We start from the raw sequence: 17,309 nt of genomic DNA on the forward strand, positions 1-17,309 counted from the left end.
ATACGCACTGAATGACTGACGAGACGATCGACGATATTATGGAGGCGACGTATCGAGCGCTCTGTACGCACGGCTACGCGGAGCTGACGATGCAGGATATCGCCGAGGATTCGACCAAAAGCAAGGGGACACTCCACTATCACTTCGAGGGCAAGCAGGACCTCCTCGAGTCGTTTCTGGAGTTTCTCCTGAACCGGTTCGAGGAGCGAACCGAGATGATTCCGGGCGAGACGCCGGCCGAACGACTCCACGAATTCCTCGAGGAACTGCTGACGACGACGGACGAGGAGTCCGCCGAGGAGTTCCGGACGGCGATCCTCGAGATCAAGGCGCAAGCGCCGTACAACGAGGTTTATCGGGAGAAACTGAGTGCGTTCGACCGCGCGCTCCAGGCGCGCATCGCGACCCTCGTCGCGGACGGCCTCGAGGCGGGGGAGTTCCGTGCGGATATCGATCCGGACGAAACGGCCGACTTCCTCGTCACGCTGTTTCACGGCGCACAGACGCGAGCGGCCGCGGTCGATCGCCCACCCGAACGGACGCGCCAGTACGTCCACGAGTACATCGACGAAACCCTGCGGCTGGACGAGGCCACCGAGCGAGACGCGGCGACGACTGACGAGGACGGAGAGGCCGGCGAATGAGCCTCATCGATCGCCTCGTGGGCTGGCTCTCGAGCCGTCTCGATCGACTCTCCGGACTGTTCAAGGGCCGCGACGAGTTCGATCTGACCTCGGGCGATATCGCTGGTCCGCTGTTCTACCTCTCGTTGCCGATCATCGTCACCAACCTGTTGCAGACGGCCTACAACCTCATCGACACGTTCTGGCTCGGTCAGTATAGCACCGACGCGCTCGCGGCGATCAGCTTCGCGTTCCCGATGGTCTTCCTGCTCATCTCCGTCGGCATGGGGCTGTCCGTCGCCGGGAGCGTGCTCGTCGCCCAGCACATCGGCGCGGACGAGGAGAGCGAGGCGGAGTACGCCGCCTCGCAGACCGTCGCCCTGTCGTTGCTCGGTGCGATGGCCCTCGGACTGATCGGCTACGTCTTCGTCGACGGACTGCTCGGACTCCTCGGTGCGTCGCCGGACGTGTTGCCGCTGGCGACCGACTACATGGAGGTCATCTCGCTCGGGATGCCCTTCATGTTCGGATTCTTCGTCTTCATCGCGCTGATGCGGGGCTACGGCGACACGATCACGCCGATGCTGGTGATGCTCGGCTCCGTTCTTCTCAACGTCGTCCTCGACCCGTTCCTGATCTTCGGCTGGGGGCCGTTCCCCGAACTCGGCATCGAGGGTGCGGCGATCGCCACGGTCTTCTCCCGCGCCCTCGCGCTCGTCGTCGGACTGGCGATCATGTTCCGCGGGGCGCGCGGCGTCCGAATTCGACTCCGCCAGATGCGTCCGGACCTCTCCTTCGCCAAGAAGCTCGTCGGAATCGGATTTCCGGCGTCGATCGAGGGCATGGGCAGAGCCCTGTCGATCAACCTCCTGCTGGTGATCGTCGGCCTGTTCCCAACTTACGTCGTCGCGGCCTACGGCATCGGTACCCGCGTGTTCTCGGTCATCTTCCTGCCGGCGATTGCAGTCGCCCGCGGCGTCGAGACGATGACCGGACAGAACGTCGGAGCGGGCAAACCCGAGCGTGCGGAAGCGGCCGCCGACTTCGCCGCCAAAACCATGTTCGTTATTCTCGGCGCGCTCGGCGTCGTGGCGTGGCTCGGCGCACGGCCCATCACCGCCGTGTTCACCGACGATCCCGCGGTCATCGAGGTCGGGGTCACGTTCCTCCGGTACGTCGCGCCGTCGTTCGGCTTCATCGGCGTGATGCGAGCCTACAACGGAAGCTTCCGCGGCACCGGGAAGACGCTCACCGCCGCGGCGATCGTTCTCGTGACCTACGCGGTCATCCGACTCCCGATCGCCTACGTCCTCTCGCAAACGACGATGGAGTACCGCGGAATCTGGCTCGCCTTCGCCGCCTCGAACGCCGTCGGTGCCGGCCTCGCCTACGGCTGGTACCGCAGAGGAACTTGGCGCGACGCCGACGTGACCGACGGGCCGCCGGCTCCCGGTCTCGGCGACGACCTCGAGGTCGGTGAGACGGACGCGAGCACGAACGACTAGCGGGCCACCCCATTCAGTGAAGTGCCCGTGAGGTGACGAACTCACGAGCCGAATCACTATGCGATTCCCCCTCGATAGTTCGTACTGGCGGCTCGACGACCGAGCACAGCGAGCGAACCGCTCGAGTCGCGCTGCGCGGAGGTAGCCGATGGTCGAGACCGTCAGTATCGACATTCTGAGCCTCCTGCTCGTCCTGTCGGTCGCGTGGGTGTTCGGCGCGCTCGCCGAGCGCCTCGGCTACCCGACGATGATGGGGGAGCTGTTCGCCGGCATCGCTTTCGGTCCCGCCCTACTCGGTCTCTTGCATCCCTCCGAACTGCTGTCGGTCCTATCGGAGCTCGGCGTCTTCCTCCTCATGGTCTACGTCGGGATGGAGGTCGACCTCCGCGAACTGTTCGGGCTCGGTCCCCAGTCGCTGCTGATCGCCTTCGGCGCGTTCGTCATCCCGTTCGGACTCGGCTACGCGGCCGGCGTCTGGCTCGGGATCTCCGTTGGCGCGGCGCTCTTCCTCGGACTCGCCATGGCCGCCACGTCGCTCGCGACGAAGTCCCGAATCCTCGCCGACCTCGAGCTACTGGACACTCGGATCGCGAACGTGTTGCTCGGCGGCGCGCTCGCCTCCGACGTTGGCGTGCTCATCGCGTACGCGGGCGTCGATAGCTACGTCACCGCCGGCGGACTCGATCCGAACGAGATCGGCGTGATCCTCCTGCAGGCGTTCGGATTCTTCGCAGTGACGCTACTGATCGGCTATCGGTTCCTGCCGATCGCGTGGCGGTATATCGAGCGTCAGCGCGAGCGGTACGGGTTCGTCGATCGGACGACGGCGTTCACGTTCGCGCTGCTCGTCTCCTTGCTGTTCGCACAGCTCGCGACGCTCGCGGATCTGCACATGATCATCGGCGGCTTCATGGCGGGAATGTTCCTCCGGCAGTCCGACGTCGAACCGGCCCTGTACGAGCACATGCACACGGTCATGTACGACCTCGCGATGGGGTTGTTCGCACCGGTCTTCTTCGTCACGGTCGGCTTCCAGATCACGTTCGACGTCTTCTTCGACTCGTTCGCCGTGCTCGCCGTACTGGTCGCCATCGCGTTCCTCGGGAAGATCATCGGATCCTGGCTGTTCTCGCTCCCGACGTCGCTCACCTCACGCGAGGGGCTGGTCGTCGGCTTCGGCATGAACGGTCGCGGGACCGTCGAGATCATCATCGCACAGGTCGCCTACGAGGCCGGCGTTATCGACGCGGAACTGTTCTCGATTCTCGTCTTTATCGCGGTCTTCACGACCGCGCTCGTCCCCGTGACCGTCACCTGGGGCGTGCGCCTGCTCGAGTCGGCGGACGAACTGGTCTACGTCGATTCGGCGCTCGCGACCGAGGACTGAATCGGACCCCCGTCAGTCAACTCTTTCCGGCGCATCAGCGACCCGCCATGCGGATACGCCGGGACACAGTGATAGCAGCCCGTCCGAACCGCGTTCGAGAGAGCTACTCGAGCATCGCCACGGCAACTCTCGAGCGGGGCGTTTTTGCCGCCCGCGCCAACAGGGAGAGGTATGCAAGTTCACGTCGTGGGTGACGATCCCGTTCGCGAGGCGGTCGTCGCCGCGCTCGATGACGTCGATATCGGCGTCCGTGACGCCGAGCCGTCGTCCCTCACCGATGCCCGCTTCGCCGTCGTCAGCGACGTCGCCGGCTCGGCGACGTTCGATCGGGCGAACGAGGCCGCCCGTTCGGGCGGAACACCCTGGATCGCCGTCGAGATCGGCGGGATCGGCGGCCACCCGATTCCGGCTGTCGACGCCGCTATTTCGGGGTTCGCTCCCGCCACCGGCTGTTTCGACTGTCTCCGCACGCGGGTTGCGTCGAATCTCGAGGAGCGAGCCGACGCCCCGCAAGCCGATCGCGCTGGGGCACGATTGGCCGGTGCGATCGCCGGTCGGGAGTGCGTTCGCGTCCTCTCGGGCGACGAGCGCTCGATCATCGGACGGGTTCGCGAAGTGCCTCACGCCCGCCGGGAGTTCCTGCCCGTTCCGGGCTGTGTGTGCGCCGATGCGGATCGGGATCGATCGCTCGAGCGCGACGCCGAAACGCTCGCCCTCGACGAAGCGGTCGAACGCGCCGAACGGGCGATCGACGACCGGGTCGGCCCCGTCTCGAGTATCGCCGAGGTGGAGTCGTTCCCGGCCCCCTACTATCTGGCGACCGTGGCGGAGACGACCGCCTACAGCGACGCGAGCGCGCCCCGGCAGGCCGCCGGCGTCGCCGACGACTGGAACGGCGCGCTGATGAAAGCGGTCGGCGAGGGCCTCGAGCGATACTGCGCCGGCGTCTATCGCGACTCGGAGTTCGTCCACGCGAGCGAGGACGACCTCGAGAACGCTGTCGCGCCGACGGCCCTCGTGCGGCCGGCCGACGCACCGGCGTACGACTCCGGCGAGGAACACCGCTGGGTGCCGGGCGAGGCCCTCGAGACCGGCGACCCGACGCACCTGCCCGCCGCGGCGGTCCAGTTCCCCCAGCCGGGCGAGTCGCTGGTCCCGGCGATCACGACCGGGCTGGGGCTGGGCTCCTCGACGGTCGACGCGCTCGTGTCCGGGCTGACCGAGGTGATCGAACGCGACGCGACGATGCTCGCCTGGTACTCGACGTTCGAGCCGCTCGGGCTGTCGGTCGAGACGGACGCCTTCGCGACGCTCGAGCGCCGCGCCCGGAGCGAGGGGCTGTCGGTGACGCCGCTGCTCGTCACGCAGGACATCGACGTGCCCGTCGTCACCGTGGCCGTCCATCGCGAGCCGGACGCGCTCGAGGGCGACGAGCCGATTTCAGCGACTGACGACGCGTGGCCGGACTTCGCGGTCGGCTCGGCGGCCGGCCTCGACGCCGCGGCGGCCGCGACCGCGGCGCTCGAGGAGGCGCTACAGAACTGGATGGAACTGCGCAGTCTCGGCCCCGACGAGGCGGCCGATGCCGGCGGCGCGATCGGGGAGTACGCGTCGTTCCCCAAGCGCGCGCGAGAGTTCGTCGACGCCGACCGGACGATTCCCGTAGCAAGCGTCGGTCCCGACTCCGTCCCGACCGGTCTCGACCGCCTCGAGACGCTGTGTTCGCGGACGGCCGACGCGGGGCTGACGCCGTTTGCGGCGCGCCTGACGACGCGCGACGTCGAATCGATCGGCTTCGAGGCGGTCCGAGTCGTCGTCCCCGGTGCCCAGCCGCTGTTCACCGACGAGCCGTTCTTCGGCGAGCGCGCGCGGACGATACCGGACGAACTGGGCTTCGAACCGCGCCTCGAGCGGGCGTTTCATCCGTATCCCTGATCGCGGAGCGGTCGCTCGTCGGCGTCGAATGTCGAATCGCGTTTTTCGTCGGTATCCGCCGCAGAATCAGTCTTATTCGTCGGTGTCCGCCGCGGAGTCCGTCTCGTTCGGTCCGCCGTCGCTCCGCGCGGAGTCGTTCGGTTCGGAAGCACTCGTCTCCGGTTCATCCGTCCCGGGACCGTCCGTTCCGGGTTCAGCGGCCGGCCCGGACGATTCGCCGTCGTCGCGGGTGATTTCTAGTATCAGATCGTCGTCGGTGATCCTGACGATCACCGACTTGGTGTTCGGCGTGATCGTCGCCTCCTCGGTGGTCTGTTCCTCGCTCTGCCGTTCGAACTTGGTCACGCGGAGGTGTTGCTCGGTCGCCTCGAGATGCGGCGGCGTGGCCGACTGGTTGGCCGTGATCGTATAACTCTCGTCGTAGGTCTGGCGGTTCGTTCCCGGCTTGTACGCCTCGAGCGTGACATCGTAGTGACTCTCGGCTTCGCTGTGGATCTCGATCGGGACCAGGCCCTGGAACGTGCCCTCGTAGTGCTCCTGGAGCGCGTCGGCACAGCCTGAGAGTCCGATCGTCGCGGCCACCCCAGCGGTTCGAAGTACCGTCCGGCGGTTCACGTGTACTCGTCAGTGTCGAACGACCGTATGCGTTACTCTTCGGTCGCCCCGGTGCACCGCTGACTCGGCGGCCAATCGATCGGACCAGGGGACCGGCCTCGGTAGAGATCATCATCCACGGGATTTTTGCATCCCGAACCGAACGACGAGGCATGGAGAAAGTCGCTATCGACGACGTCGACATCGAAACCAACCCGATGGATGTTCACTCGATCAGACGGCCGGTTTCGGACGCGCTCGGATTTTCGGACTTCGCGATGAACTACTTCGAACTCGAGCCGGGAGAGTCCTTTTCGGGCGGCCTACACACCCATCACGATCAGGAGGAGGTCTTCTACGTCCAGCAGGGGACCGCGACGTTCGAGACGCGCGCGTCGCAACGCGACGCGGCCGACGCGAGCGGGGACGAGGAGGTGACGGTGGCCGAGGACGAGGTGATTCGGTTCGCGCCCGGTGACTTCCAGCACGGCTACAACGACACCGACGAGCGGGTCGTCGGCTTCGCCTTCGGTGCGCCCAAGTCGAAACACGACTGGGACCAGATCGAGTCGATAATCTACTGTCAGGACTGCGAGGACGAGCTCGGGCACGGCCTCGAACTGACGGACGACGGTGACTTCCGGCTGACGTGTACCGAGTGTGGCAACTCGTTTACGCCCTGATACCGGAGGGACGGACCCGAGGAGTCCGAACGCGACCCGCGTCCGCCGCCGAGCTATCGTTCCCGCGAGCGACGATCGGATTCGATCGCGGCCGGAACCTTTTCAGGGGGGACCGAGTGGATCAACGTATGGCCACAGCAGACGGTTCGAACGCGGAGATCGACACGAGACTGTTCATCACCGTTTCCGGGCCGCCGGGCTGCGGGGCGACGACGCTCTGTCAACGCCTCGCCGACGCGATGGGCTGTCCCTACGTCTCCGGCGGCGACATCTTCCGCGAACTCGCCGACGACCGCGATATGAGTCTCAACCAGCTCACCGCGGAGGCCGACGGCTCCGCCGACATCGACCGCGCGCTCGACCGACGGCTCCAGCAGATCGCCGAGAAGTGGGGGATGGCCAACAAACCGTTTATCCTCGAGTCCCGGCTCGCGGGCTGGCTGGCCGGCGAGCGCGCCGACCTGCGGATCTGGCTCGACGCGCCCGAAGACGTCCGCCTCGAGCGGATCGACGAACGCGGCGAAACCGACGCCGAGATGCTCGTCCGCGAGGTGAGCGAAGCCGGCCGCTATCAGTCCTACTACGAGATCGATATCGGCAATCAGACGTTCTACGACCTCCACATCAACACCGCCCGCTGGAGCAAGCAAGGCGTGTTCTCGCTCGTCCGAACGGCCATCGAGGAGTACGATCCCGAAACGGACGAGGGTGCGTTCACGACTCCCGAACTCGATCCCTGAGCGGCCGGGATCGACCGGACGTCCCGTCGAGCACGGACGCACGATCGGCCCGCTCCGGCATCCCTCGTCGGCGGCGTCATAACGTGTCGATTTCGCCGAACGAACCGGGCGGCGTAGCGAGAAGTCGTTCTCACTCGCTCGCGACACCCGATTCTTCGAGTAGATGTCGGTGGACGCGTCCGAGATGGAAGGATCTGGTCTAACTGCAGTAACCGATCACCGTTCAGATCGGAGCGTTTCTCTCGCCGCCTCGACTCTCGGGAGCAGAGGGGTGACCGGACTCGACCTCACCGACGATGGCCGGTCCGAACGCACCGAGTGTGGGACCTCGTTTTCGCTCTCGTAGTCCCGCCGCGCCTCGATCGGTTCGACGGCGGATCGGTCGGTGTCGGTCGGTCGCACGTTCCGCCCGCGCATCGTCGGCGTCGACTCGCGGCGGACCACGTCTCGCAGAGAACGGTGCGTCGAGCGTTGACGAGGAGGCTCGTTGTTCGGCTTTCGGAAAACATTCCCGCGGAGTAACACGACAATATTGCGGAATGTATCGGCCATCTTAACGGTTAATATCGATATATTAACCGAAATCTTTTCTTTTTACGTAACATGGTACCATCTCACACGATGGGCGACATCACCAAGCGCCATCACCGTGGACCGGTCGTCGACGAACCAAACGGAAACCGCCCGGACGGTACAGGGTCTGTAGACCTCGAAGACGCACACCGGAAGCAATTTGGCCACAACCATGTCGCGTAACACGATCATGATCGCGATCGGCGTGCTCAGTCTCGCCGCCTTGATCGCGGCCGCGCTCGAACTGTACCGTCCGTTCTCGTACCTGGCGGCGGGCATCATCCTCGCCGTCATCGCCGCCGCGGCGACCGAACAGAACGAACGCGAACTCTCCCTGGAACCGTACACGGGTATCGTCGCTGGAATGGGAGTCCTCTTCCTAATCGGTCTGACCGGAGTCTGGCTGACGTGGGATCCGACGGTCACCGAGTACGAGTACGTCCTCGGTCTGCCGGTCCCCACGCTGCTCTACTTCACCTTCATCTGGTTCCTCCCGCTGGGAATCGCGATCTACTACTCGCTGATCTTCGATCGGATCGGCAGCGAAGAGATCGTCGAGGAGATCGTTCGCGACGCGCGGCGGCAGCAGGAGGAGCGGGTGTATCCGCTGGCGCCGAACCAGTCCGATCGAGAGACGAGTGACTCCGATCTCGTGGAGGTGAGCGATGAGTAGCGTCGCCCTCCTCGCGACCCTCGCAGTGCTCGCGCCGCTACAGGGGGGGATACCGGTCGCGAACGAACCGATCATCGTCGCCTTCGGTGGGGTGTATCTGCTGCTCGTCGTCGCGATCGGCGTCTGGGGCTGGCGACAGACGAACACGACCGACGACTTCCTGATCACCGGCAAGAGCATCGGCACGTGGGTGCTCGCGATGACCGCCTTCTCGGTGATTCAGTCGGGGTTCGGATTCGTCGGCGGTCCCGAACTCGTCTACGCCTTCGGGACGACTTCGCTGTGGATCTTTTTCTCGGCACCCATCGGGTTCCTGCTCACGTGGGTGGTGCTCGCGAAGCGACTCCGCGTGCTCGCCGACGTGCGCAACGTCCTGACCCTGCCCGACGCGATGTTCGTTCGCTACGAGAGCGAGTGGGTCCGGGGACTCGGCGGCCTGGCGGTCTTCCTCGGCGTGATCGCGTACCTTGCGGTGAACCTGGCCGCACTCCAGTTCGTCATGCGCGCCATCTTCGGGATTCCCCTCTTCTGGGGCCTGGTCGGGGGCGCGTTCATCCTGCTGCTCTACAGCATGCTCGGCGGAATGATCGCCGGCGTCTGGACAGACTTCGTCCAGGCGATCACCATGATCACCGGTGCGGTGTTCGTCTTCGTCTACGCGATGTCCTTCGGCGGCGGTATGGAGAACATCTCTCGCAACCTAGCGAGCGCCGATCCCGCGCTGATCTCGCCGTTCGGCGCGCTGGGCGGCGCGGAGACCGCCATCCTCGTCGGCCTCGCCTGGTGGATCCTCTTCTCGGTCGGGTCGGCCGGCCAGCCCCACCTCATCACGAAGTTCTACATGAGTCGGAACCTCACGATCCTCAAATGGGGCGCCCCGATCGCGGCCATCTCCTACGCCATCTCGAGCATGATCGCCTTCTCAGCCGGCCTCTCGATGCGCGCGATGGTCGAGGCCGGCGAGATCGAGGAGACGTTCAGCGCGAGTGAGGTCGGCCCGGTGTTCGTCCTCGAGCACACGCCGGACGTTCTGGCCGGGTTGATCCTGGCGGCGCTGTTGGCGGCGATCATGTCCACCAGCGACTCGTTCCTCAACATCGGTGCGGCCGCCGTCTCCCGAGACATCCCGCGGGCGCTCGGTCGTCCGATCACGGACGACAAGACGGAACTTCGCGTCACCCAGGCGGCGCTGGCGACGATCACCGTCCTCTCGACGGTCGTCGTCTTCTACTCTGACGCGCTGGTGGGCATCCTCGGGGCAATCAGTTGGGGCTTCTTCGCCGCGGCGTTCGTCCCCGTCGTGGTGCTCGGGATGAACTGGAAGGGCGCGACGAAGTGGGGTGCGATCGCTTCACTGGTCCTCGGGATGGGGTTGAACATCGTGTACAACGTGATCCCGGAGGCCGCGTCCGTCACGGGCGACGAGTGGCTCGTCGAACTGATCTCGGGAACGCTCTACCCCTACCCGCCGGAGGTCCCGGCCGAGGCGATCATCCTGCTGGTCGTGATGGTCGTCTTCGTCTTCGTCTCCGTCGCGACCCAGGACGGCGAGCGGTTCCCCGCCGACCTCAACACGCTGTTCGAACGATGATGACGAGCGCCGAGAAACAGGTCGCCCGCTTCACGCGGTGGCTCCGCCAGCGACCGAACTCGATCGAGTTCTGGGAACTGGTGCTCACCGACGAGCGCCTCGTCTGGTGTTACGTCGGCCAGTCCTACCGATCCATGCTCCTGCGGGCGGACATGGGCGAACGCGACCGCGCCCTCGTCGACGACCGGCCGCTCGAGGACCTCCTCTCGCTCGCCGAGGTGAACTTCGCCGTCCCGCTTTCGGACCTCGAGGAGATCAGCCTGCTCGAGGGGACGCGGTTTCGGCGGGCGCAACTCGACCTGCGCTGGCGAGCGGGCGGCGAGCACGGCGACGCGGACCGCTACGGCGGCGAGATGACCCTCGTCGCGACCGGAGACGCCGCGTCCCACGCAGACCTCGTCGCGGAGCTCGCCGAGGATCCCCGACTCGACCACGTCGACGTCTCCGTCGAATCGCGGGGGTGGCCGTTTCGCTGACAGCCGTCACCCTGAATCCGGCCCCGACTTCGAATACCCCTCCCGTCGTGCACCACGATACGGGCACGGACCCATGACCTGGCACATCACCCTCGACCACGACTCGTACGACGACGCCCGAGAATCGTTCGCGTGGGACGTCCCCGATGCGTTCAACGCCGCGGCCGACCTCGTCTCGAAACACGAGGGCGGCGACCGGGTCGCGCTCTATCAAGCGCACTCGGACGGCCGCCGCGAGCGGTACACCTTCGACGACCTCGACGAAAGATCGAACGCGGTCGCGGCCGCCCTCGCGTCCCGCGGCGTCGAGCGCGGCGACCGCGTCGCGGTCGTCGTCCCGCAGAAACCGGCGAACGTTCTGACCCACCTCGCCTGCTGGAAGCTGGGTGCGACCTCGCTACCGCTGTCGGTGCTGTTCGGCGACGACGCGCTCAGGTACCGGCTCACGGATAGCGGCGCCCGCGTCGCCGTCGTGGACGACTCCCAGCGCGAGACGATCCGCGCCGTCGCGCCCGATTGCCCCGACCTCGAGCACGTGCTCGTGGTCGACGGCGACACCGAGACGGACGAGATGGGCGAGGCGACCGCGGGGCGCTTCGACGACGCGATCGACTGGGGGATCACCGACTACGACCGCGCCGAGACGGATGTCGACACGCCGGCGATCGTCATGTACACGAGCGGATCGACGGGGTCGCCGAAGGGCGTCCTCCACACCCACGGCGTCTGGCTCGGCCACTGTCCGGCGTTCCAGATGTACTTCGAGCGGGATATCCGTGACGACGACGCCGTCTTCTGGACGCCCGCCGACTGGGCCTGGATCGGGGCGCTGGGCGACCTCGTCTTCCCCGCGTGGCACTACGGCCGGCCCGTCGTCGGCTATCCCATGGGCTCGTTCGACGCCGACAGCGCCTTCGAGATCATGGCGGAGTTCGACGTCACCCACGCGTTCCTCCCGCCGACGGCGATCCGGATGCTGATGGAGGTCGACGACCCGACCGAGGCGTACGACCTCTCGCTGCGCGCCATCTGCTCGGGCGGCGAACCCCTCACCGCCGAAATCCTCGAGTGGGCCGACGCGGAACTCGAGGGAACGGTCGTCAACGAACTCTACGGCCAGACGGAGGCGAACCTGCTCGTGACGAACTGCCGGGAGTGGTTCCCCGCCAAGGCCGGCAGCATGGGAAAGCCCGTGCCCGGCCACGACGTGGCGGTCCTCGATTCGGAGACGGGCGAGCGCGTCGAGTCTGGCGAGATCGGCGAGGTCGCCGTCCGCCGGGGGGACGACCCCGTCGTCTTCGAGGAGTACTGGAACGCCCCGGAGAAGACCGAGTCAGTTACGCTCGAAGTCGACGGCGAGCGCTGGCATCTCACGGGCGACCTCGCCGAGCGCGACGAGGAGGGCTACTGCTGGTTCGTCTCCCGGGACGACGACCTCATCATCACCAGCGGCTACCGCGTCGGCCCGCGCGAGGTCGAGGAGGCGATCTTGGAACACGAGGCGGTCGCCCAGGTGGGCGTCGTTGGCGTACCGGACCAGACGCGAGGTGAGCTCATCAAAGCGGTCGTCGAACCAGCGGACGGCGCGATCTCCGCCGAGGACGACGCCGACGGACTACGCGCGGATATACGCGATCTCGTCCGAGACCGACTCGCCGAGTACGAGTATCCCCGGGTAATCGAGTTCCGCGACGAACTCCCCCAGACGACGACCGGGAAGATCCGGCGAACGGAGTTGAAAGCGGAGTGACGGAGACGGACCGGTGGTCCGTGGCGGACACCGCTCGTCGCACGGTCTCCTCCGACTCGTCCGGTTCGAGGGACCGTGCGCGTTTCGAAACGCTCTCGAAGGGGCACTCTCGCCTACTACCGAAATCGGGGAAAAGAACGCCGATCTGCCGAAAATCCGTTCGATCCGACACCGCGAGCGCGGGGGTCGACGTCCGAACGACGGAGCTTCGTCCGGGCTACTCGCCGTCGGGCGAGTAGTTCGGCGCCTCGTCGGTGATGACGACGTCGTGAGCGTGGCTCTCGGCCTGTCCGGCCGCGGAGACGCGGACGAACTCCGAGCGCTCCTTGAATTCGGGGACGGTTTCCGCGCCGACGTAGCCCATGCCCGACTGCATGCCGCCGGCGAGCTGGTGGAGTTCGGACTTGAGCGTCCCCTTGTACGGCGTCGCGGCCTCGACGCCCTCCGGAACGTACTCGTCGTCCTCGTCGGGTTCGTCCTTGAGGTATCGGTCGCTGTCGCCGGACTTCATCGCGCCGACGGAGCCCATGCCGCGGTACTGCTTGTACTTCTTCCCGTTCATCGTCACGACGCGGCCCGGCGCCTCGTCGGTGCCGGCGAAGTAGGAGCCGAGCATGACCGCATCAGCGCCGGCGGCAACCGCCTTGATCGCGTCGCCGGAGTAGCGGATGCCGCCGTCGGCGATCACCGGTACGTCGTGGTCGTTCGCGACGTCTGCAACCTGGGCGACGGCCGTGATCTGGGGCATGCCGGACCCGGAGACGACGCGGGTGGTACAGATGGATCCCGGGCCGATGCCGACCTTGAGGCCGTCCGCGAAGCCGACCAGATCCTCGGCCGCCTCGCGGGTGCCGATGTTCCCCACGACGACGTCCGCGTCGACGGATTCTTTGATGTCTCGAGCGCCCTCGACGACGTTCAGGTTGTGTGCGTGCGCGGTGTCGATGAAGAGGACATCGGCACCGGCCTCGTCGGCGGCCGTCGCGCGGTCGTGCTCGAACGGGCTGACGGCGACGCCACAGCGGAGGCGACCGTCCTCGTCGCGGACGGCCTCCTTGTACTCGCGGCGCTGGAGGATTCCCTGCATCGTCACGAGGCCGACGAGGAGGTTCTCGTCGTCGACGACCGGGACCCGCTCGATCTTGTGCTCGTACATCATCTCGAAGGCCTCGCGGGAGTCGATGTCCTCGTGGGCCGTGATGACCTCGTCGGTCATCGCCTCCGTGACCGGGTCGTCCTCGTTGACCTCGAGGTGGGGTCGGATGTCCGTACTCGAGATGATCCCCAGGACTTCGCCGTTGGTGTTGACGACGGGCGCGCCGCCGACGCCCTGACGGGCCATTCGCTCGTCGACCTCGCGCACGGACATTTCGGGATCGGCGGTGACGACCGAGTCGAGGGGGATGATGAGTTCGTCGGCGCTCTTGACGCGGTCTATCTCCTCGACCATCTCGTCGATGTTCATGTTGCGGTGGAGGACGCCGAGGCCGCCGTGGCGGGCCATCGAGATCGCCATCCCGCTTTCGGTGACGGTGTCCATCGCCGCCGAGAGGATCGGGACCGAGACCTCGACGTTTTTCGAGACGTTGGACGTGAGGTCCGCGTCGTCGGGTTCGACGCGGCTCTCCTTCGGGCGGAGAAGGACATCGTCGAACGTTAGCGCTTCCGGTACCTGCAGTTTCGAAGAATAGGGCTCTTGCTCTGGAACGTCGTTCGCCATGTAAACCGTCCGGACCCCCGAGCAAAAAGAGTTGCGAGATTTATTCGGGTGCGAACGGTTGACGGAGGCCTCAGTGGGCGAATCGTCCGGCCGGTCAGACGTTCGTCAGGCGACGCCTCGCTCTCCGTTCGAGCCGTCCCCTCCCGTCCTCGAGTCGTCGGGTTCTTGTCCGAACTTTTTGGCGGCGCGAGAGTCGTGGTCAGTGTCACAAATCGCGGCGATTCCAGCGACGAGTGCCTACATCCGTACCAGATCTGTGCGTTTCCGTACGGATCTGGCCGCTACTGCTGAAACACTGCCGAATCGTGAAATGCAGTCCCACACAACGTTTATTGACAGTCCGCTCGTGTCATCGGGTATGTACGCTGTGAGTGCAGCCGCCGCCCGAACCGATGGCCGGACGAGTTCCGACTTCGTCGCCGCCCAGTTCGGGAATTTTACACCGAAACTCACAGCACGAGGCCCCAATCCTAATGCGATCGACTGGTGTGCGGACCGGTCGGTACGGGATCGCCCGTCATATCGCCCACAGGCCTCGGGTCACGGCCATCGGCCCTGACCGATGAGTACGTCACAACACCCAGTCGCGCTCCAGATGGAGCGCATCGTCGGGGGTGACGCGAGGCTCCTCGCGCTGGTGATGATGCTGCCGTTAGTCGACGGCGTCTTCCCCGCGTTGATCCTGGCCGGCGCGCTCGACGAGCCGCTGGGCGCGTTCCAGGTCGGCCTGCTGATTTTCGGCGGGAGCGCCACCGTCGCCGTGATCCTGGCGGAGATGGACGGCACGCCTCGAGAGCAGGCGACCGTCGTCTTGCTCGTTGGGATCCCGCTGATACTGCTCGCGGCGGTCCAGGCCGCACTCGCGCCGGCGATCGAGAGCGTGCTCGACATCGTCATCTTCGAGCGGTTCGCGGCACTGGTGATCGCCGCCATCGCGGCGAAGACCGCCAGCGCGACCATCGGAGACTACCTCCCCAACCCGATCGTCGTGATCGGGCTGGGGCTGGTCGCGAGCATCGACCCCTCGGGGGCGACGTTCGTCGTGATGACCGATCCCGTCCTCGTCGTCCACGCGACGCTGGCGGCGGCCGTCGGCGTGGCGTTCGCGCTGACCATCGCCCTCACCGGACCGTACCTGCGGGAGTACATGGACATCGACCGGTTCCGCTTCGGGAGCGCGGTCGCGCTCGGATTGCTGCCGCTGTCCCTGCTCGGGATGGCCTTCGGACAGGCCCCGCTGGCTGCGTTGCTCGTCGCCGCCCTGTTCGCCGTCGACATTCCGTGGGGCGGCTCCGACGCGGACTCGAGTTCGGGTGCCGATTCGGGCTCTGCGGCCGCCCAGATGGGTGCGGTGGCCGACGGCGGGGACGTCGAGGACTCGAGCGAGCCGCCGGTCGAGGAGAGCGAGGAGGAGTCGAACGCGTATCCGGGCGACGACGGGACGGACACCGCGGGACGGGCTCCGTGGCTGTAGTGCGGTTTCAGTACCGAATCGAAACCACTTTAGGGTGGATCGCCCAACGAAGACTCGAGGGGTCGTGGCCAAGCCAGGCATGGCGGCTGACTCCAGAGGCAACGCGCCCGGGACGACACTCCAGACTGATATACTGATCGGACACCTGATCAGTGTCCGTGTGATGACCCTCTGGAGTTCCGAGGCGCACCGGAGATATCAGTAGATCGGGGGTTCAAATCCCTCCGACCCCATCCTCGCCGCTCGCAAACTCGCGAGCGGCAGGTATGCAAGAGGAGGGATTTGAATCAGGGAGCAACTTCGCTGCGACCGTGGTTCAAATCCCTCTCTGATTCGATTGTGCGTTCTTCTGGCACCGAACTCGTGTGCAGTCTCTCGGTAGTCGGAGATCCGAGTTCGGTATAGTAGCCACTGAAAGTCACTGCACACTCGATCGCACGACGGCTGCGCGATCGATGTGTGAACCGTTTCAGTTGGAACTATATTCCGACCGGCGTGGGAAACTGAAACACCCGCTTCGGCCGGTACACGGGCGTATTGATCAGATGTCTTTTTTCTAAGAATCCACTACCAGTTCTAATCGCAACTGGTAATTTAGATGTTGTTAGAATACAATTATTAGGCTGTCATCTGTATAGACGGTACAATGAGGTGTTATTGGCCCGAGCCGAACCCGCCTTGCAAGCCGAAGGCATGCCTCGAGTGTGAGACGCGTATCGATGGCGATGAAACTGAGGGATACTGGTTGGAGCGCGAAAACTGGCAAAACCCGAATTCGTATCATCTGTTTTGTCTAGATTGTTGTGCCGAAAAGATGACCGAGTGGCCAAACCACCCCGATGTAGATGGTGCAGACGCTGCGAAAGCGGTTCTGTACGAGTGACTTCCCGTCGGAGCCGGCAGCGTGATACCGACGCTGCCTGTACTCGTCTCGAGTTTTGCGAGTGCTCCGACTACCGAACCCACGGTACTATCGGCTGCTATTCTCGAGGCCGACGGCCAGAGCGAACCCCGAGGAACGCGGATCGATTCTCTCCCGGCTGAAGCCGGACCAGTTCGAGACAAGCCGGACGCTCGCGAGGGAGGCCCTCGAGAAGCGGTCACGACGTAATTCGTGTTTCAGTTAGCGACTGTCCGGCTCGAGCTCGTCCGCATCAAGTTCCCCATTGAGATACTGCTCCCCGAGAGCAGTGATAACGTAGTATCCCTCATCGACTCGAGCCACGAGACCATACTCAACCAACACGGAGAGCCGTCGACTGACGCCAGTCCGGTCACGATCGATGTTTCTCCCGATCGTCGTCGGACCAAGCTCTAACCCGGTATTCAGCACCTCCAGAATCCGCTCGTCTGTCGGATTCTGCATCCAATCACCGGGTTTCCTCATCAGTTACGCGTTTCTGACCGGCTTCTTACATCGTTCGAAACGCTCGAGTGGTTAGACGATACTGTGGATAAAATCCTACGATATCGTAGAAGGGCTTATTGTGATAGACGCGGGAGTAAGCAAATACGAGCATCGCAGTGGCTCACTACCTGTTGAGTCCAAATCGAAAATCCAACCCGGTACTTCAGACACCGGCTC

The 17,309-nt window shown here is 65.2% G+C and carries 14 protein-coding genes and 1 tRNA gene; 12 read left to right on the forward strand and 3 right to left on the reverse strand.

The genetic code is table 11. The features are described from left to right. The first annotated feature begins 11 nt into the window (after positions 1-11). From LDH74_RS07565 to LDH74_RS07580, 4 genes are all read left to right on the forward strand, one after another. The gene (locus tag LDH74_RS07565; protein ID WP_226041904.1) at positions 12-644 is read left to right on the forward strand and encodes a TetR/AcrR family transcriptional regulator; all 633 of its coding nucleotides are present in this window, start codon (positions 12-14) and stop codon (positions 642-644) included. Beyond that, entirely contained in the window at positions 641-2,128 is a 1,488-nt protein-coding gene (locus LDH74_RS07570) for an MATE family efflux transporter (RefSeq protein WP_226041905.1), read from the forward strand. The genes LDH74_RS07565 and LDH74_RS07570 overlap by 4 nt, the downstream gene beginning before the upstream one ends. Before the next feature lie 148 nt (positions 2,129-2,276). Continuing rightward, a complete protein-coding gene (locus tag LDH74_RS07575) occupies positions 2,277-3,515 on the forward strand; it encodes a cation:proton antiporter (RefSeq protein WP_226041906.1) in 1,239 nt (412 codons plus the stop codon). A gap of 171 nt (positions 3,516-3,686) precedes the next feature. After that, the gene (locus tag LDH74_RS07580) at positions 3,687-5,450 is read left to right on the forward strand and encodes a YcaO-like family protein (RefSeq protein WP_226041907.1); all 1,764 of its coding nucleotides are present in this window, start codon (positions 3,687-3,689) and stop codon (positions 5,448-5,450) included. A gap of 72 nt (positions 5,451-5,522) precedes the next feature. Here LDH74_RS07580 and LDH74_RS07585 read toward each other — a convergent pair whose 3' ends face one another. Beyond that, positions 5,523-6,032 carry a hypothetical protein gene (locus tag LDH74_RS07585; protein ID WP_226042508.1) on the reverse strand — a complete coding sequence of 170 codons (510 nt, stop codon included), beginning with the start codon at positions 6,030-6,032 and terminating at the stop codon, positions 5,523-5,525. 185 nt (positions 6,033-6,217) lie between these two features. Between LDH74_RS07585 and LDH74_RS07590 the strand changes: the two genes are divergently transcribed. The 6 genes from LDH74_RS07590 to LDH74_RS07615 all read left to right on the forward strand — a co-directional run bounded on the left by LDH74_RS07590 (position 6,218) and on the right by LDH74_RS07615 (position 12,530). Continuing rightward, positions 6,218-6,727: a cupin domain-containing protein gene (locus LDH74_RS07590; protein ID WP_226041908.1), complete on the forward strand. Its 510-nt coding sequence runs from the start codon at positions 6,218-6,220 to the stop codon at positions 6,725-6,727. Positions 6,728-6,855: 128 nt separating this feature from the next. Continuing rightward, positions 6,856-7,467, forward strand: coding sequence for a (d)CMP kinase (cmk, locus tag LDH74_RS07595; RefSeq protein ID WP_226041909.1), 612 nt, complete (start codon positions 6,856-6,858; stop codon positions 7,465-7,467). 745 nt (positions 7,468-8,212) lie between these two features. Then, positions 8,213-8,713, forward strand: a complete 501-nt coding sequence (locus LDH74_RS07600; RefSeq protein WP_226041910.1) for a hypothetical protein — start codon at positions 8,213-8,215, stop codon at positions 8,711-8,713. Further along, positions 8,706-10,304, forward strand: coding sequence for a sodium/proline symporter (locus LDH74_RS07605; RefSeq protein ID WP_226041911.1), 1,599 nt, complete (start codon positions 8,706-8,708; stop codon positions 10,302-10,304). The genes LDH74_RS07600 and LDH74_RS07605 overlap by 8 nt, the downstream gene beginning before the upstream one ends. After that, a complete protein-coding gene (locus tag LDH74_RS07610) occupies positions 10,301-10,780 on the forward strand; it encodes a hypothetical protein (RefSeq protein ID WP_226041912.1) in 480 nt (159 codons plus the stop codon). Before LDH74_RS07605 ends, LDH74_RS07610 begins: the two co-directional genes overlap by 4 nt. 73 nt (positions 10,781-10,853) lie before the next feature. Beyond that, the gene (locus tag LDH74_RS07615) at positions 10,854-12,530 is read left to right on the forward strand and encodes an AMP-binding protein (protein ID WP_226041913.1); all 1,677 of its coding nucleotides are present in this window, start codon (positions 10,854-10,856) and stop codon (positions 12,528-12,530) included. Between the two features lie 217 nt (positions 12,531-12,747). Here LDH74_RS07615 and guaB read toward each other — a convergent pair whose 3' ends face one another. Next, entirely contained in the window at positions 12,748-14,250 is a 1,503-nt protein-coding gene (gene guaB / locus LDH74_RS07620) for an IMP dehydrogenase (RefSeq protein ID WP_226041914.1), read from the reverse strand. 562 nt (positions 14,251-14,812) lie between these two features. Here guaB and LDH74_RS07625 point away from each other — a divergent pair. Then, positions 14,813-15,724 carry a DUF5794 domain-containing protein gene (locus LDH74_RS07625; protein WP_226041915.1) on the forward strand — a complete coding sequence of 304 codons (912 nt, stop codon included), beginning with the start codon at positions 14,813-14,815 and terminating at the stop codon, positions 15,722-15,724. A gap of 58 nt (positions 15,725-15,782) precedes the next feature. Next, positions 15,783-15,957, forward strand: a tRNA-Trp gene (locus LDH74_RS07630). An 890-nt stretch (positions 15,958-16,847) separates the two neighbouring features. Here LDH74_RS07630 and LDH74_RS07635 read toward each other — a convergent pair. After that, positions 16,848-17,111: a winged helix-turn-helix domain-containing protein gene (locus LDH74_RS07635; RefSeq protein WP_226041916.1), complete on the reverse strand. Its 264-nt coding sequence runs from the start codon at positions 17,109-17,111 to the stop codon at positions 16,848-16,850. Positions 17,112-17,309: the final 198 nt, after the last annotated feature.

The organism is Natrinema sp. DC36, assembly GCF_020405225.1.
Taxonomy (GTDB): domain Archaea; phylum Halobacteriota; class Halobacteria; order Halobacteriales; family Natrialbaceae; genus Natrinema.